This is a genomic window from Roseateles sp. GW821-FHT09H10, from assembly GCF_059415865.1.
The window spans coordinates 221,503-236,973 of the sequence record NZ_JBWKOB010000006.1 but is presented as its reverse complement, the minus strand read 5'-3'; the positions used below and the strand labels follow the sequence as shown (position 1 = coordinate 236,973).

Below are 15,471 nucleotides of genomic sequence, written 5' to 3'. Positions count from 1 at the left end.
TACGCTTGCGGCTCTTGATCGACGAGGCTGCCGCTCACGTGGCCCTCGCCCGCGCCCGGAGCCCTCGCCCCCCATGCAAGAAACGCCAGCCGTAGACGACGACCTGCTCGAGCTGCTCGATGAACCCGAGCATGCCGAAGCGGATCACCGCCCGCACGACCGGCCCTGGCGCATCCTCATCGTCGACGACGACGGCGACGTTCACAAGGCCACCGAGCTGGCCATGCAGGGCCTGACCGTCGAAGGCCAGCCCCTCATCTTCCTGCACGCCTCCTCGGCGGCCCAGGCCCGCCAGCTGCTCGCCAGCGAGGACGACCTCGCCGTCGTGCTGCTGGACGTCGTCATGGAGAGCGAGGACGCCGGCCTGCAGCTGGTGCGCCACATCCGCGACGAGCTGCGCCTCAACGCCGTGCGCATCGTGCTGCGCACCGGCCAGCCCGGCTATGCGCCCGAGATCGAGACGGTGCAGGCCTATGACATCAACGACTACAAGACCAAGTCGGAGCTGACCCGCACGCGGCTGTACACGGTGCTGACCGCAGCCGTGCGCTCCTACCGCCAGATCTGCGCGCTGGAGGCCAACCGCCGCGGCCTGGAGATGATCGTCGACAGCAGCACGTCGCTGTCGCGCATGCGCGGCCTGAGCCGCTTCGCCGAAGGCGTCGTCACCCAGCTCTGCGCCCTGCTGGGCATCCTGCCGGAGGGCCTGGTCTGCGCCCAGGTGGGCGGCGAGACCGGCGACGAGGTCCGCATCGTCGCGGCCGCCGGCCAGTACAGCGGCCTGATCGACCGGCCGCTGGCCCAGGTCAAGATCGCCACCGTGCGCGACCGCCTGGAGCGCTGCCTGCAGGAGGAGCGCAACCTCTACGACGACGGCACCGTCCTGTACTTCGGCATGGGCCAGGGCCGCGCGATGGCCGCCCTGGTCGACGTCGGCCGCGAGCTCGACGATCTCGACCAGCAGCTGCTGCGCGCCTTCTGCTCCAACATTGCCGTCGGCTTCGAGAACGTCGTGCTGTACAGCCAGCTGCTGGACCAGGCCTACAACGACCCGCTGCTGCGCCTGCCCAACCGCAACCGCTTCGTCGAGCTGCTCGACAAGAACCTGAAGGACCCATCCGGTGTCACGCTCGCGCTGATCGACATCGACGATTTCTCGGACATCAACGACGCCTTCGGCCACCATTTCGGCGACCAGGTCCTGCAGGCGGTCGTGCACCGCATGAGCGAGATGCTGGGCCTGAACACGGCCATGGCCCGCGTCGGTGCCGACACCTTCGGCGTGCTCGGCGAGCATGCCAAGGTCTGCCCCGAGACCGTCAGCGGCGTCTTCGCCGACCCCTTCGTCGTCGCCGGCGAGCGCCTTCAGCTGTCCGCCACCACCGGCCTGGTGCGCCTGGGTGAATCCACGGCGGTCGGGTCCGAGCTGCTGCTCGATGCCCAGATCGCGCTCAAGCGCGCCAAGCAGCAGCAGCGCGGCTCATCCCGATACTTCTCCGCGGCCATGGGCAGCGACGCCCGCGAGCGCTTCAAGCTGCTCAAGGGCCTGCGCACCGGCTTCGAGGAAAGCCAGCTCTTCGTCGTCTACCAGCCCCAGGTCAGCCTCGAGACTGGCCGCGTCATCGGTGCCGAAGCCCTGCTGCGCTGGAAGACGCTGGACGGCCGCTTCATCCCGCCCGACCAGTTCATCCCGCTGGCCGAGCAGAGCGGACTCATCATCCCCATCGGCGAGTTCGTCATGCGCACCGCCTGTGCTCAGCTGAAGAGGCTGCAGGCCTTGGGCCACGCCGATTTCCGCATGGCCGTCAACGTGTCCATGGCCCAGTTCCGCCACCCCGGCTTCATCGACATGCTGCGCCGCTCGCTGGGCGACTGCGGCGTCAACGGCCAGCACATCGAGCTCGAGATCACCGAGTCCATGGCCATGGAGGACGCCGACCTCGTGCTGCGCGTGCTGGCCGACATCAAGCAGCTCGGCTTCAGCGTCGCCATCGACGACTTCGGCACCGGCTTCTCGTCCCTGAGCCAGCTGCGCCAGCTGCAGGTCGACCGGCTCAAGATCGACCGCGCCTTCGTGCAGGAGGCGCAGGCCTCGTCCGCCGGCTCCACCATCGCGCAGATGGTCATCAACCTGGGCCGCGGCCTGGGCCTGACCGTCATCGCCGAGGGCATCGAGACCGAGGAGCAGCGCCAGTACCTGATCGGACTGGGCTGCCATGAAGGCCAGGGCTGGCTGTTTGCCCGGCCCATGCCCGCGGAGCAGCTGGAAACCTGGATGCCGAAATGAGCCCCCCGCCCAGCTTGCCGCGCTGAACGCGGGCAAGTCTGGTCGGTCTTGCAGACCGCGCTGCGGCAGTGCCGCAGCCCTTCGGCAGGCACAAGAGGCCCACTGGGCCTCTTGAGTCCGGCCTCAGCCCCCGAGGGGACGGCGATGCTTGCCGGATTGGCCGGCAAGCACATCGCCCAACGCGGGCCGGCTAGGGGCGGCCCGACGCTCGGCCCGCAAATCACACCAGCCGCTGAGCGCTCAGGTGCCAGGCAGCACGACGACGTTGCCGACCTGACGGCCGGCCTCCACCATCTCGTGGGCTGCGGCCGTGTCGGCCAGGCCAAAGCGCGCGGCGATCTTCACGTCCAGCCCTGCGGCCAGCGCCGCATGCACACCTGTGATGCCCGCGGCCAGTTGCCGCGCGTTCAGCTCGTAGACGATGAAAAAGCGCAGCGCCAGGCCGTGGACCAGGTAGTCCACCAGCGGCAGCACGGCCTGCCAGTTGTCCGAGCCATAGACCGTGATGCGGCCGCCGGGGCGGACGATGCGCGTGTACAGCGCGGCATTGGCCGAGAGATTGACCTCGATGACGCGGTCCACGCCGCGCCCGCCCGTCAGCTCGGCGATCCGGTCTGCGACGTCCTCGCCGCGGTAGTCGATGGCGGCCTCAGCCCCCGCTGCCAGGGCCAGCGCGGCCTTGTCGGCCGAGCTGACGCTGGCGATGACGCGCTTGCCGGCCCGCGCCGCGAATTGCACGGCCAGATGGCCCACCGCGCCGGCGCCGCCCTGGATCAGCAGGGTCTCGCCGTCCACGGCGTCCTCGCCATGCACGGCCTCCCAGGCCGTCAGCGCCGGGATGCCCAGGCAGGCGGCGATCTCGAAGCCCACGCCCTCGGGCAGGGGGACGGCCAGCCGGTCCGGCAGCACGACGTATTCGGCGGCCGTGCCGAAGGGGCGCTTCCATTGCCCGTTGAACAGCCACACGCGCTCGCCCACGCGGCCGGCCGGCACGCCTGCGCCCACGGCCTCGATGACGCCGGCGCCATCGCTGTGCGGTGTCACCTGCGGGTGGCGCATCTGCGGGGCGCGCCGGCTCTTCACGTCCGACGGATTGACGCCCGAGGCATGGACGCGCACGCGCACCTCGCTGGGGCCGGGTTCGGGCAGGGGCACGGCCTCCAGGCGCAGCACCTCGCGGGCAGGGCCGGTGCGCTCATAGCGGATGGCGCGCATCGTCGGCAGTTCGGAACTCATTGGGCACTCCTCAAGAAAGGCCGTCAGCCTCCCACGCGGCGCCGTCGCTGTGAAGTACGCACAATCTTCTGCCTCGGTATCACGGAGGACACCTTGGACGCCTCGCTCGAAGACGCCGCGCCGGCCTGGCGCGCCTGCACCGTGTCGACCACGCTGGAGGTCATCGGCGGCCGCTGGAAGGCCGTCATCCTCTTCCACCTGCTGCACGGCATGCGCCGCTTCAACGAACTGCAGCGCGAGCTCGGCAGCATCACCCAGCGTGTGCTGACGATGCAGCTGCGCGAGCTCGAGGCCGACGGCATCGTCGAGCGCACCGTCTACGCCGAGGTGCCGCCGCGCGTCGAGTACCGCCTCACGCCCTTCGGCGAGAGTCTCAAGCCCGTGCTGCTGAGCCTGCGCGACTGGGGCGAAAGGCATCGCGCCGAGGTGGCCGCGCTGCGCGCTTGAAACCGCGATGAAACTCCCGCGCCCCTAAACTGCGCCGTCCTCGTCGACAGCCCAGGAGCGCTCATGAGTCTCGCGAAGAAGATCCTCGTCGCCCAAGGTGGCGGCCCCACCGCCGTCATCAACCAGAGCCTCGTCGGCGTCGTGCTGGAGGCGCGACGCCAGGCCGGCGTGGCGGCCGTCTACGGCGCGCGGCATGGCGTGCGCGGCATCGTCAACGAGGATTTCGTCGACCTGCTGCAGGAAACCAGCCACAACCTCGAGCTGGTCGCCGGCACGCCCGCCTCGGCCCTGGGCTCGACGCGCGACAAGCCCGATGCGGCCTACTGCCGCGAGATCTTCACGGTGCTGCAGGCGCACGAGATCACGCACTTCTTCTACATCGGTGGCAACGACTCTTCCGACACCGTGCGCATCGTGTCGGAGGAGGCCCAGGCGGCCGGCTATCCGCTGCGCTGCGTCCACATTCCCAAGACCATCGACAACGACCTGGTCGGCAACGACCACACGCCCGGCTTTGCTTCGGCGGCGCGCTTCGTGGCCCAGGCCTTTGCCGGCGCCAACCTCGACAACGCCGCCCTGCCGGGCGTCTATGTCGGCGTCGTCATGGGCCGCCATGCCGGCTTCCTGACGGCTGCCGCGGCCCTGGGCAAGAAGTTCGATGACGACGGCCCCCACCTCATCTACCTGCCCGAGCGCAGCTTCGACACCGAGCAGTTCCTGCGCGACGTGAAGGCCACTTACGAGCGTTTCGGCCGCTGCGTCATCGCCGTCAGCGAAGGCATCCACGACGCCTCCGGCACGCCCATGCTGTCCAAGCTGGCGGGCGAGCTGGAGCGCGACGCCCATGGCAATGTGCAGCTCAGCGGCACCGGCGCCCTGGCCGACCTGCTGTGCGAGGAGATCAAGTCCAAGCTCGGCATCAAGCGCGTGCGCGGCGACACCTTCGGCTATCTGCAGCGCAGCTTCCTCGGCTGCGTGAGCGATGTGGACCAGCGCGAGGCCAGGGAGGTCGGCGAGAAGGCCGTGCAATACGCCTTCCACGGCGACCGCGACGGCTCGGTCGCCATCAAGCGCGTGGGCTATTACTCGGTGAACTACGAACTGATCCCGCTCACCGACGTGGCCGGCAAGACGCGCACCATGGAAGACGAGTTCATCAACGAGGCCGGCACCGACGTCACCGACGCCTTCCGCCTCTATCTGCGCCCGCTGCTGGGCTCGGGCATGCCGGACGCCTACCGGCTGAGGCCGAACGCCGTGCCCAAGGTGCTCAAGCGCGGCTGAGGCGGGCCAGGGCCCAGGCCTCGAGCCGCTGCTGGCCAAAGCCCAGCACCAGCGTGGCCGCGATCCAGATCGGCAGCGCGAAGGCCCAGGCTACCGCATCGCTGCGCCCGCAGACGCAGGCCAGCGCCAGCAGGCCGGGCAGCAGGCCGAAGCGCCAGCCCCAGCGCACGCCGATGGTCAGCGTGTTGATCACGGGCCTGAAGCTCGACGTGATGACGTCGCCGGCCGCCAGCCGGCCCTCGAAGAGCGCCGCGCCCACCAGCACATAGAGCAGGCTGGCGGCCAGGCAGGTTGAGCCGGGCGCCAGGCCCGTGTACACCGCGCCGATGAAGAAGGGCAGCACCAGCCCCATGCAGAGGGTGCCCGCGACGGGCTTCAGGGGCCAGGCGAGCAGCGCCGCGACCAGACCCAGCAGCCAGGGCGCCATCGACGCCGCCCAGACGAGCAGGGCCTGCAGGTGGGGTGACGTGGTGAGCCCTGTCGTGGCCTCTTCGAGGCGATCGCCGGCCATGCCCAGCAGGGCGGCCACGGCGAGGAGGACCAGGCCGGCGACAGGCTGGCTGCGACGCCGGCGCCAGCGGGCCAGCGGCCCGGCCAGCGGTGCCTGCCCCTGGCCCAGCATGCTGAAGCCGTAGTTCATGAACAGGCTCAGGCAGAAGGCCGCGCCCAGCCACACGACAGCGCCCAGCCCCCAGAAGAAGGCCAGTGCGCCGGGCTCGGGCAGATGGGGCGAGCGCAAGCCGAAGACGACTCCAATGACGGCCAGGAAAGCTGCCGCGCGGACCAGCCAGGCCACGGTGGTCAGCTGGTCGAACTGACGTCGGTCGTAGAGGTCCAGGCCGAGCTGGCCCAGCGTGCGGGGGCCGAAGCTGGCCAGCAGGGCTGACAGCCGGGGCTGCAGGGCCAGGCCGAGCAGCAGGGCCAAGCTGCCGCGTCCTTGCTGGCGCAGCCGCTTGAACTGCAGCAGGGGTTCCGCCCGGTCCACTTCTTCCGGTGAGGGCGGCCTGGCGATCACCAGGCGTTCGTGCAGGGTCAGCTGCAGGGCCTGGGCCAGCGCGGACCCCAGCTGCCGTTCGACGCGGAAGTCGCCCAGCCAGCCGAAGTAGGTGAGCAGCTCGGTCACCAGCGCGTCCGGCAGGGTGTGATGCTGCAGCACCCATTGCGCGAAGCGGATGGAGCTGGCGCCGCGCTGCGACAGCGGCTGGTCTTCCAGCAAGGCCCGGATCCGCGGCCAGTGGGCCAACGCCGCGGCATCGCCCTGCTGCTGCCAGCGTGCATGCAGTTCATCGACCCAGGCCTGCGGGTCGGCGGGCGCGGCGTCGTCGGACGCTTGCGCCGGGACGGCAGCAGGTGCGGGCGCGGGCTCGACGGCGAGGGCGGGCAGATCCTGGGCTTCGGCCGGCGGCGCTTCGAGCCGCCATTTCACCCACTGCTGCGCTCTCTCGTAGGCAGCGCGCAGCGCCTGGTAGGCCGCGGCATCGTCGTCGGGCCGCGTGACGCGCAGCTTCAGCGCATAGGCCTTCTTGATCGCCGCCAGCTCGGTCGTCGGCGCGATGCCCAGCAGGGTCCAGTCCTGTTCCCACATGGCGTCAGCCGTTGCCGGCGAGGCGGGCCAGCCAGCGCAGGCCGCGGCTCTCCAGCGCCGCCTGCAGATGGCCGATCAGCAGGATGAGCATGGCCCAGGCGAACAGCGCCGTGGCCAGTCGCATCTCGGGGTTCAGCAGCAGGACGACGCCGCACATCGCGAAGGCCGGCGTGACGGCCAGATGCAGGCCCCAGCGCTCGCCCAGGCCCAGCACATTGGTGGCCGGCCGCAGCAGCCAGCCCAGCCAGCCGACTCCCGCGATACGCTGTTCGTGGACGAGGCCGCCCAGCACGAGCCAGGCCCAGCAGCCGAACCAGGTCGTGATGACGGGCGTATTGCCCTGCACCAGGTCCAGCAGGTCAGGGCCGGTCAGGCCGCGCAGGGGGCCGTTGTCGGCGCCTTCGAGGGCCACCTGGACCAGATAGGTCAGCAGCAACACCTGCCCCGCCAGCACCTGGCCACTGAGGGCCGCCAGCGGCCAGGCGATGACCAGGCCCGCCAGCCCGAGAGCCAGCGGGCCCAGCAGGTCCAGCCAGTAACCGGTGCGCAGCGTGTCCGTCCCGATGAGCCGCATGGATTGCACGCCCTCGATGGCTTGCGTGAGGGGCACGCTCTCGGCGTTGCTCAAGGCGTGATGGCCGCCATAGCGCGCCCAGGCCAGCCAGGCGGCGGCAGCCAGCAGGGCCAGCCCGAGCCAGGGCGCCCAGGGGCGCTGGCGCAGCCGCTGCAGCCCGGCGTGGTAGCGGCCCGCCAGGCGCTGGGGCAGCAGGCCCTGCCGCAGCGCGGCGGCGGCGCCCCACGCGAAGCCCATGCCGCACAGGCCGCAGACCAGCCAGGCCAGGGCCGGCCAGCCCAGTTTCTCGGCCTGGCCGTGATGCATCCAGGCCAGCAGGGCCAGCGGCGGCAGGCACAGCCCGAGGCGCAGCACGGCGGAGATGTCCAGTGCCGTCGTCAGGGCCTGCTGCTCGCGCTGGCGCAGGCCGAGCCGGCGCAGGCTGCCCTCGTCGAGGCCGCGGTACAGCCGCTGCAGCCCGGGGCCGATGAGGGCGGCCAGCAGCGGGGCGGCCGCGCCCCACCAGCGGTCCAGCACCTGGTAGAGATGCAGCAGCGGCGCGGCATGGCCGCGCAGTTCCGGCCCGGCGACCTGGCCGAGCAGGCGCCCGTCGAGGGCGTGGTGCAGGGCCTGCACCAGCTCCGGCCCGATCTGCCGCTCCGCGCGGAAGTCGTCGAGCCAGCCGAACTGCTGGTTCAGGGCCGACACCAGCTCATCGGGCAGCCCGGGCTGGTTCAGCACCCAATGCGCCAGCGCCGCCGAGAACTCGGCGCGGCGCGCCAGCGGGATGTCGTCCAGGCGCCGGCTCAGGTCCGGCCAGGCCGCATGCAGGGCCTCAATGCCATGATCGCGCCACAGGGCGTCCGCCTCGGCCACCAGGTCCTCGGGCTCGACATCGGGCGGCGCAGGCTCTTCGGCCTGGGCGGCTGCTTCAGGCTGGGGCGCGGCTTCGGCGGCGGGTGACGGCTCGGGGGCGGTGACAGGGGCAGGCGCCGCCGGCATTTCGATCCCGCCGGCCTGCTGCGGCTCCAGTGCCTGCCAGCGAGCCCACTGTTGCGCGCGCTCGTAGGCGGCGCGCAGGGCCTGGTAGGCCTCGGCATCGTCATCCGGCCGCGTCACGCGCAGCTTCAGCGCATAGGCCTTCTTGATCGCGGCGAGATCGGTTGTCGGCGCGATGCCCAGCAGGGCCCAGTCCTGCTCCCACATGGCTCAGAACCGGAAGCTGGTGTCGATGCTGTCCAGCGCTTCCTTGAACTGCTGCCGGGCCGCGCGGATGGCGCGCGGGTCCTGGGTCTGCAGCACGAGTTCGAACTGGGCCAGCCAGTCCTGCAGCATGACGCGGTCGTTGCCGAGGCGGTCCTCGAACAGGCGCTTGGCGCGCTCGATCTGGTAGCGGTTGTCCTGCTCGTCGCGGGGATGGCGCTTTAAGGCCTGCAGGCGCTCGCGGGTCGTGGCGATCTCCGCCGGGCTCAGGCGCGCGCCCTGGCTCTCGATGATGAGCTCGTGGCGCTTGCCGCCGGGGAAGTCGTGGGCCTCGACCTCGAGCAGGCCGTTGGCGTCGTAGGTGAAGCGCACGTCCACGCCGGCCTCGCCGGCGGGCGCGGGCGCGACGGCGATCTCGAGCTTGCCCAGGGACAGGTTCTCGGATCCCACCGGCGACTCGCCCTGGCGCACGTCAATCAGGATGTGCTTTTGCTGGTCGCCCAGCGTGCGGTACTGCTCCACGCGCGAGACCGGCACCGGCGTGTTGCGTTCGATGATGGGCGAGAAGCGGTCGTTGACCATGCGGCCGCCGATGGCCGTGGCCGCGATGATGCCCAGCGAGTAGGGCATGACGTCGGTCAGCACGACATCGTCCAGGGCCGCGTCGCGCGCCTTCAGGCCGGCCTGCACGGCGGCGCCCATGGCGATGGCGAGGTCGGGGTCGAGGTTGCGCAGCGGCAGGCGCTGGAACAGGCGGGTGACGAGCTGGCGCACCATGGGCATGCGCGTGGCCCCGCCCACCAGCACGACCTCTGCCAGGCTTCTTGGGTCGAGCTGGGCATCGGCCAGGGCGCGCTCGATGGGGCGGCGCAGGCGTTGCAGCAGCTCCTGGGAGCCGGCCTCGAAGTCGGCGCGGCTCAGCGTGGCGGCGAGGGGGCGGTCGCGCCAGAGGGTGCGCATCTCGGCACTGTCGCTCTCGCCCAGGTCGCGCTTGGCCTGCTCGGCAAGCCGCCACCAGGTCTCGCTTTCCAGCCAGGCCTGGCGCTCGGCGCTGCTCAGCCCTTCGGCCTGCCGGGCGAAGAGCTGGGCGATCGCGCGGCTGAAGTCCTCGCCGCCCAGGCGCGTGTCGCCGGCACTGGCGCGCACCTCGACGACGCCCTCGAAGTACTCCAGCACCGACACATCGAAGGTGCCGCCGCCGAGGTCGAAGATCAGGAAGCTGCTGTGCTCGGGGCGCTGCTGCAGGCCGTAGGCCAGGCCGGCCGCCGTGGGCTCGTTCAGCAGGCGTTCGACCTTGAGGCCGGCGAGTTCGCCCGCCGTGCGCGTGGCGCGGCGCTGGGCCTCGTTGAAATAGGCCGGCACGGTGATGACGGCCTCGGTGACCGGCTCGCCCAGGAAGGCTTCGGCATCGGCCTTCAGCGACTGCAGCACGAGGGCCGACAGCTCTTCGGCGCGCAGCGACTTCTCGTGCCTGCCGGTGCGAAGCTGGATGCGCTTGTCGCTGCCCATCCAGCGCTTGAAGGCCAGGGCCGTGGACTGGGCATGCAGGCCGGCGCGCTCGCGCGCGGCCAGGCCCACCAGCGTGTGGCCCTCCTCGTCCAGGCTGACGGCCGAAGGCGTCAGGAAGTCCCCGTGGGCGTTGGGGATCAGCACCGGCGCGCCATCGCGAAAAACGGCGGCCGCGCTGTGCGTGGTGCCCAGGTCGATGCCCAGGATCATGTTGGAAGCCTCCCTTGAATACGGGCGGCAGCTTAGCGGCTCGGCAGCCGCGATCCGGGGCGGGCCCCCGCGCTGTGGGGCTGGGACCTTCCCGAGGCTAGGGCTTGGGCTTGATCAGCTTGGGATGCCACTCATTGACCGACAGCAGGGCCGCCGAGCCGAAATGGCGGTGCACGTCGGCCACCATCTCGCCATTGACGATGACGGGGTCGGTCTCGACGGCCTTGCGGGCCACCTCCAGGTCCTTGGTGGCGAAGATGAAGAGGCCGCGCAGGCCGTTCTGGCCGTCCAGCGGGCCCGCGTAGACGAGCAGCCCCTCCTTGGCCAGGCGCTCCATGTTGGCGAAATGGCCCTTGAACATCGCGTCGCGCTCGGGGCCGTCGGGCATCTTCTTCGGCCCGGTCTTCAGCAGCACGAAGACATAGGAGCGCAGGCCCTGGTCATTGGCCCCCCAGGCCTGGGCCTTGGCGGCGTCGTAGGCGGCGGGCGCCTCCTGGGCGTGGGCGGACAGGGCGGCGAGCAGGGCGAGGGCGCAGGCGGCAAGCAGCTTCATGGTGTGGCGGCGTGGCAGTCCGGATGCGAGCATTGAACCCCACCCCAGCTCCAGCGAGACCGCGATGAAAACCCTTGGTTTCGCCAAACCCACCCCACCCGGCTGGCTGCGTCGACCCGACGGCCCTCTGTGGTGGTTCAGCCAGCGGCTCAGGAACCCGCCCTGACCCCTGCCAAAAGGCACTTGCCGACGGCCGAAAGAATCTTCTACATTTGTAGTACGACAACTGTAGAAGATCGTCATGGACGAGGACACCGGTAGTGGTGGGGACGTGTCGCTGAGCGAGTTGCAGCTCGGCCTGATGCGGGTGCTGTGGGCGCGGGGCGAGGCCAGCACGGCCGAAGTCGCCGAGGGCCTGCGCGGCGAGCGCGACCTGGCTCACACGACGGTGGCGACGCTGCTGACCCGGCTGGAAAAGCGCGGCCTGCTGGCCAGCCGCCGCGAGGGCCGGGCCCTGCTGTACACGCCGCTGGTCAGCGAGAGCGAGGTGCAGCGCTCCATGGTGGGCAGCCTGGTCGACAGCCTGTTCGCCGGCCGCGCCAGCGCCCTCGTCAGCCATCTGCTGGATGCGCGCGGCGTCGACGCCAAGGAACTGGCCGAACTGCAGGCGCTGCTGAAGCAACGCAAGGGAGAAGCACGATGAATGCGATGACCGATGTGCTGCTGACCTGGCTGTGCAGCTATCTGCTGCACAGCAGCCTGTTGATAGTCGGCCTGTGGGCGGCCGAGCGCGTGGGCTGGCTGGCCGGCATGTCCACGGCGACGCAGGAGACGCTGTGGCGCCTGGCCCTGCTGGGCGGCCTGGTCAGCGCCAGCCTGCCGCTGCTGTCCGCGCCCGCGGTCCTGCCGGCCGACAGGGCCAGCCCTGCGCCCATCGTCCAGGAAGCCGCGGCCGCGCCGGCCGACGTCCAGCCCCTCCTCATCGAGGCACCCGTGGTCGCCCTGCCCAGCGCGCAACTGGGCGCCCTGCCGATCGCGACCTCGCTGGTGCCCGAGGCCCATGACCTCGCCGTCGGCTTCGTGGCGGTCTGGCTGGCGGGCGCCCTGCCGATGCTGGCAGGCCTGGCCCTGCAATGGGCCTGGCTGCGCCGTGCCGTGCGGCGCCTGCCCGAGCTGGCGGATGCGCGCTGGCAGGCCCTGGCCGCCCAGCTCGCCGCCGACATGGCCGTGCCGCTGCCGGCTCTGCGCCATGCGCGCGCCGGCTGGGCCAGCCCGCTGCTGGCGCCGGGCCGCGTGCTCTGCCTGCCGGCCTGGTGCCTGGACCTGCCCGACGACGAGGCCCGTGCCGTGCTGGGCCATGAGCTGGCCCATCTGCGCCGCGGCGACCCGGCCTGGCGCCTGCTGGCCGCCGCCATGAAGGCCCTGCTGTGGCCGCAGGCCCTGAACCGCATCGCGCTGCGGCGCCTGGACCTGCTGGCCGAACTGGCCTGCGATGCCGCCGCCGCCGAGCGCGCCAGCCAGCGCCTCGCCCTGGCCCAGAGCCTGCTGCGCTGCGCCGAGGCCTTGAAGACCCAGGGTGGCCGCCACGGCCCGGCCCTGGCCTGTGGTGCCGCCAGCGCCGGTTCACCGCTGATGGCCCGCGTGCGCCGCCTGCTCGGGCCCGAGGGCGAGGGCCCGCGCGAACGCCGCGGCCTGCGCTGGGGCCTGGCCGGCGTCATGCTGATTGCGCTGGTGGCCCTGCCGGCCGTCGTCGTCAGCCACACCGATGGGCGCAACCTGCTCGACCGCCTGGACCTCGGCGGCCTGACCGACAACCTGTCCATCTCCTCGCGTGGCGGCACGCGCATGTACAGCCGCTACCCCGGCGGCAGCTTCTCGGTGAGGCTGGATGGCCAGGTCGCCTTCAACGACGCCGAGGACGAGGTGCAGACCCTGACCGGCACCCTCACCGTGAAGGAGCGCGAGGGCGGGCTGCTGCGCGAGATGGTGCTGAAGTCCATGGGCGAGGGCCGCATCGAGCGCGAGTACCGCGTCGGCAATGAAAGCCAGGCCCTGGATGCGGCCGGCCGCCAGTGGTGGGCCCAGGCCGTGCAGCGCATGGCCGAGAACCTGACCGACCCGCTGGTGCGCGCCCGCAAGCTGTTCGCCAAGGGCGGCATGGATGCCGTGCTGGCCGATGTCGAGCGTGCCCGGGAGGACTTCCAGCGCCGCCGCCGCATCGAGGCGGCGCTCAAGCTGGATGCGCCGCTGCCAGCGGCGGCCCTGGACCGTCTCATCGCGGCCTCCAGCGGTCTGCGGGGCGGCTTCGAGCGCCGCGAGGCCCTGAGTGCCATCGCCCGCAAGCCGCTGGCCGAGCCCCAGCAGCTGGCCTGGCTGGACGCCGCGGCCGGCATCGACGGCGACTTCGAGCGCCGCGAGGCCTTGGGCGCGCTTGCCCCCAGACTCATCAACAGTCCGGCCGTGCTGGCGGCCTGGACCCAGGCCCTGGGCCGCATCGATGGCGACTTCGAGCTGCGCACGGCCATCGACACCCAGGTGTCGGCCACGCCCCAGCCGGCCGTGCTCGCGGCCGCCATCCAGGCCGCTGCCCGCATCCATGGCGACTTCGAGAAGCGCGAGGCCCTGGGCGCCGTCGCGCGCCGCCTGCAGGGCGATGAGGCCGAACTGGTCGAGGCCTATGCCCGTGCCGCCGGCAGCATCGGCGGCGGCTTCGAGAGGCGCGAGGCCCTGAACCAGCTGCTCGACCGGCCCCGGCTGGGCATGGCGGGCCTGGAGCGTGTGCTGGCCAGCGCCGAGAGCATGGATGGCGACTTCGAGCGTCTGCAGGTGCTGCTGCGCGTGGCGCAGAAGATGAGCGCGGCCAAGCCCGTCGAAGCCGGCCTCGTCGAGCGCCTGCGCCGCGCCGGCCGCGGCATGGGCGAGCATGAGCGCGGCCAGCTCGAGAACGCGCTGGACCGCTTGACCTAGCCGGAAGTCACTTCCGCCGCCTGGCCCTTGCTGCGATGCTGCGCGCCGTTCCAGCCTGAACGGAGCCCATCTTGCAACGACGCATCTTCATGAGCAGCGCGGCCCTGGCTGCCGCATCGACCGCGGCGACGGCGGCGCCCGAACCCGAGGCCGCCGGCATCGAGGCCTGTGCCCGCGACTACATCGAGGGCTGGTACGGCGGCGATGCCGCGCGCATGGAGCGGTCGCTGCATCCCGAGCTGGCCAAGCGCATCGTCAAGCGGCTGCCCGACGGCCGCGGCGAGCTGCAGAACATGGGCGCGATGACCCTGGTGCAGTTCACGCGCTCGCGTGCCGGCAAGCCCGAAGCCGGCAAGCGCGCCGACGTGAAGATCCTCGACGTCTTCGGCCGCACGGCCAGCGTGCGCGTCGATGCCGAGGCCTGGATCGACTACATGCACCTGGCCCAGGTGGATGGCCGTTGGCGCATCGTCAACGTGCTCTGGGAACTGAGGAGTTAGTCCGGAACGGCCTGGATGAGTTTTTCCAGGCCGACGCGAACTTTCAGGCCGGCCAGCGGCACCACGGCTGCAATACCGAACTCGGGCTTTGCCGTGTCCCGCTTGGCGGGTTCGATGCGCAGATTGCCCTGGCGGTCCGTCAGCACGGCGACGACCGGCGTGCTGGCGCTGTCGCCGCGCTTCATCACCATGCCCACCTCACCCGACTTCAGCCGCACCGTGCAGCCCGGCGGGTAGAGGCCGAACTCCTTGATGAGGGCCGCCGTCAGCGCGTCGCCCTTGGCGCATTGGTACTGCAGCCGTGCCGCCGCGTCGGCCAGCAGGGGCGGCCGCTTCAGCCGCGGGCTGAGCTTGGCGGTGAAGCAGTCGGCGCTGTGCACCAGCTGGGCCACTTCGTTGATCTTGGCCGGCCGCAGCGGGTAGCCGCTGCCGTCGTGCTCCTCGTGATGCTGGCGCACGGCCTCCAGCCAGTCGCTGTCCGTCACGCCGGCCATCTCCAGCATGGCGACGCTGCGCTCGGGATGGGACTGGATCTCGGCGCGCTGCATCGTCGTGACCGGCGATACCTGCGTCACGAGCTTGTTCTGCAGCTCGGCCATCGAGATGTTCATCGTCAGCGCGGTGCGCAGCACGCATTGCTTCTGCGCCGTCGACCAGCCCAGGCGCGTGGCCGCCAGGCAGGCCGCCGTGGCCGTGTGCACGGCATGGCGGCTGGCATAGGCCGTCGGGCCGCCATCGACAGCCTCGGTGCGCACCGCCTGCAGGATGGCGAGATCCGGGTCGCGTTCGATGAGGGCCAGCAGAGGCCGCGAAGCCTCGTCCAGGGATTCGGTGAAGTCACCCTTGGGGCTGGCGCGAAGCAGCCGGCCCACTTCGCCCATGCTCTCGTCCCAATAGGCGGGCAACTGGTCGCGCCGCGCGTTGGCGATCTTGCGTGCCGTGTCGTCGAACTCGCGCACGTCCACCGTCGCTTCGCGCTCGATCAGCTTCTCGAGCTGCTCGCTGCTCTCGAACTGATGGCCGCGTGCCAGCAGCAGACGTCCGCCGACATCGAAGATGCCGAACGGCGTGGGCTTGCCCGCATGGAAGCGGGTCTTGTGCAGACTCAGCGGCTGAAAGTTCATGGCCTACCGCGAGTGGCCCGCATCGTTGTCTCCAATGCGCCCCGGCCAACCCAACGTCCTTGTTATGTGTGAC

General features: G+C 71.1%; 12 protein-coding genes. 6 read left to right on the top strand and 6 right to left on the bottom strand.

The genetic code is table 11. The annotated features are described in order from the left end of the window. Positions 1-73 precede the first annotated feature (73 nt). On the top strand, positions 74-2,287 hold the full coding sequence (locus AC07OY_RS24925) for a putative bifunctional diguanylate cyclase/phosphodiesterase (protein ID WP_495045283.1): 2,214 nt from the start codon (positions 74-76) through the stop codon (positions 2,285-2,287). Positions 2,288-2,527: 240 nt separating this feature from the next. On the opposite strand, the gene AC07OY_RS24920 is transcribed toward AC07OY_RS24925, so the two are convergent. Further along, on the bottom strand, positions 2,528-3,523 hold the full coding sequence (locus tag AC07OY_RS24920; protein ID WP_495045282.1) for an NADPH:quinone reductase: 996 nt from the start codon (positions 3,521-3,523) through the stop codon (positions 2,528-2,530). A 93-nt stretch (positions 3,524-3,616) separates the two neighbouring features. Between AC07OY_RS24920 and AC07OY_RS24915 the strand changes: the two genes are divergently transcribed. After that, on the top strand, positions 3,617-3,970 hold the full coding sequence (locus AC07OY_RS24915) for a winged helix-turn-helix transcriptional regulator (protein ID WP_119041290.1): 354 nt from the start codon (positions 3,617-3,619) through the stop codon (positions 3,968-3,970). Between the two features lie 63 nt (positions 3,971-4,033). Further along, positions 4,034-5,254: a 6-phosphofructokinase gene (locus tag AC07OY_RS24910; protein ID WP_495045281.1), complete on the top strand. Its 1,221-nt coding sequence runs from the start codon at positions 4,034-4,036 to the stop codon at positions 5,252-5,254. On the opposite strand, the gene AC07OY_RS24905 is transcribed toward AC07OY_RS24910, so the two are convergent. The 4 genes from AC07OY_RS24905 to AC07OY_RS24890 all read right to left on the bottom strand — a co-directional run bounded on the left by AC07OY_RS24905 (position 5,241) and on the right by AC07OY_RS24890 (position 10,867). Next, on the bottom strand, positions 5,241-6,839 hold the full coding sequence (locus AC07OY_RS24905) for a hypothetical protein (RefSeq protein ID WP_495045280.1): 1,599 nt from the start codon (positions 6,837-6,839) through the stop codon (positions 5,241-5,243). The two genes, AC07OY_RS24910 and AC07OY_RS24905, sit on opposite strands and share 14 nt — an antisense overlap. Before the next feature lie 4 nt (positions 6,840-6,843). Continuing rightward, positions 6,844-8,598: a hypothetical protein gene (locus AC07OY_RS24900; protein WP_495045279.1), complete on the bottom strand. Its 1,755-nt coding sequence runs from the start codon at positions 8,596-8,598 to the stop codon at positions 6,844-6,846. A gap of 3 nt (positions 8,599-8,601) precedes the next feature. Beyond that, positions 8,602-10,314 (bottom strand): Hsp70 family protein, encoded by a 1,713-nt coding sequence (locus AC07OY_RS24895; protein WP_495045278.1) that lies wholly within the window; start codon positions 10,312-10,314, stop codon positions 8,602-8,604. Positions 10,315-10,411: 97 nt separating this feature from the next. Further along, complete coding sequence (locus AC07OY_RS24890; protein WP_495045277.1) at positions 10,412-10,867, bottom strand: YciI family protein; 456 nt, start codon at positions 10,865-10,867, stop codon at positions 10,412-10,414. 241 nt (positions 10,868-11,108) lie between these two features. Here AC07OY_RS24890 and AC07OY_RS24885 point away from each other — a divergent pair, with 241 nt between their 5' ends. The 3 genes from AC07OY_RS24885 to AC07OY_RS24875 all read left to right on the top strand — a co-directional run bounded on the left by AC07OY_RS24885 (position 11,109) and on the right by AC07OY_RS24875 (position 14,274). Beyond that, positions 11,109-11,510, top strand: coding sequence for a BlaI/MecI/CopY family transcriptional regulator (locus tag AC07OY_RS24885; RefSeq protein ID WP_495045276.1), 402 nt, complete (start codon positions 11,109-11,111; stop codon positions 11,508-11,510). Next, complete coding sequence (locus AC07OY_RS24880) at positions 11,507-13,774, top strand: M56 family metallopeptidase (RefSeq protein ID WP_495045275.1); 2,268 nt, start codon at positions 11,507-11,509, stop codon at positions 13,772-13,774. Before AC07OY_RS24885 ends, AC07OY_RS24880 begins: the two co-directional genes overlap by 4 nt. Before the next feature lie 71 nt (positions 13,775-13,845). Then, on the top strand, positions 13,846-14,274 hold the full coding sequence (locus tag AC07OY_RS24875) for a nuclear transport factor 2 family protein (RefSeq protein ID WP_495045274.1): 429 nt from the start codon (positions 13,846-13,848) through the stop codon (positions 14,272-14,274). Here the strand turns inward: AC07OY_RS24875 and AC07OY_RS24870 are convergent. Continuing rightward, complete coding sequence (locus AC07OY_RS24870; protein ID WP_495045273.1) at positions 14,271-15,398, bottom strand: HD-GYP domain-containing protein; 1,128 nt, start codon at positions 15,396-15,398, stop codon at positions 14,271-14,273. The two genes, AC07OY_RS24875 and AC07OY_RS24870, sit on opposite strands and share 4 nt — an antisense overlap. Positions 15,399-15,471 lie beyond the last annotated feature (73 nt).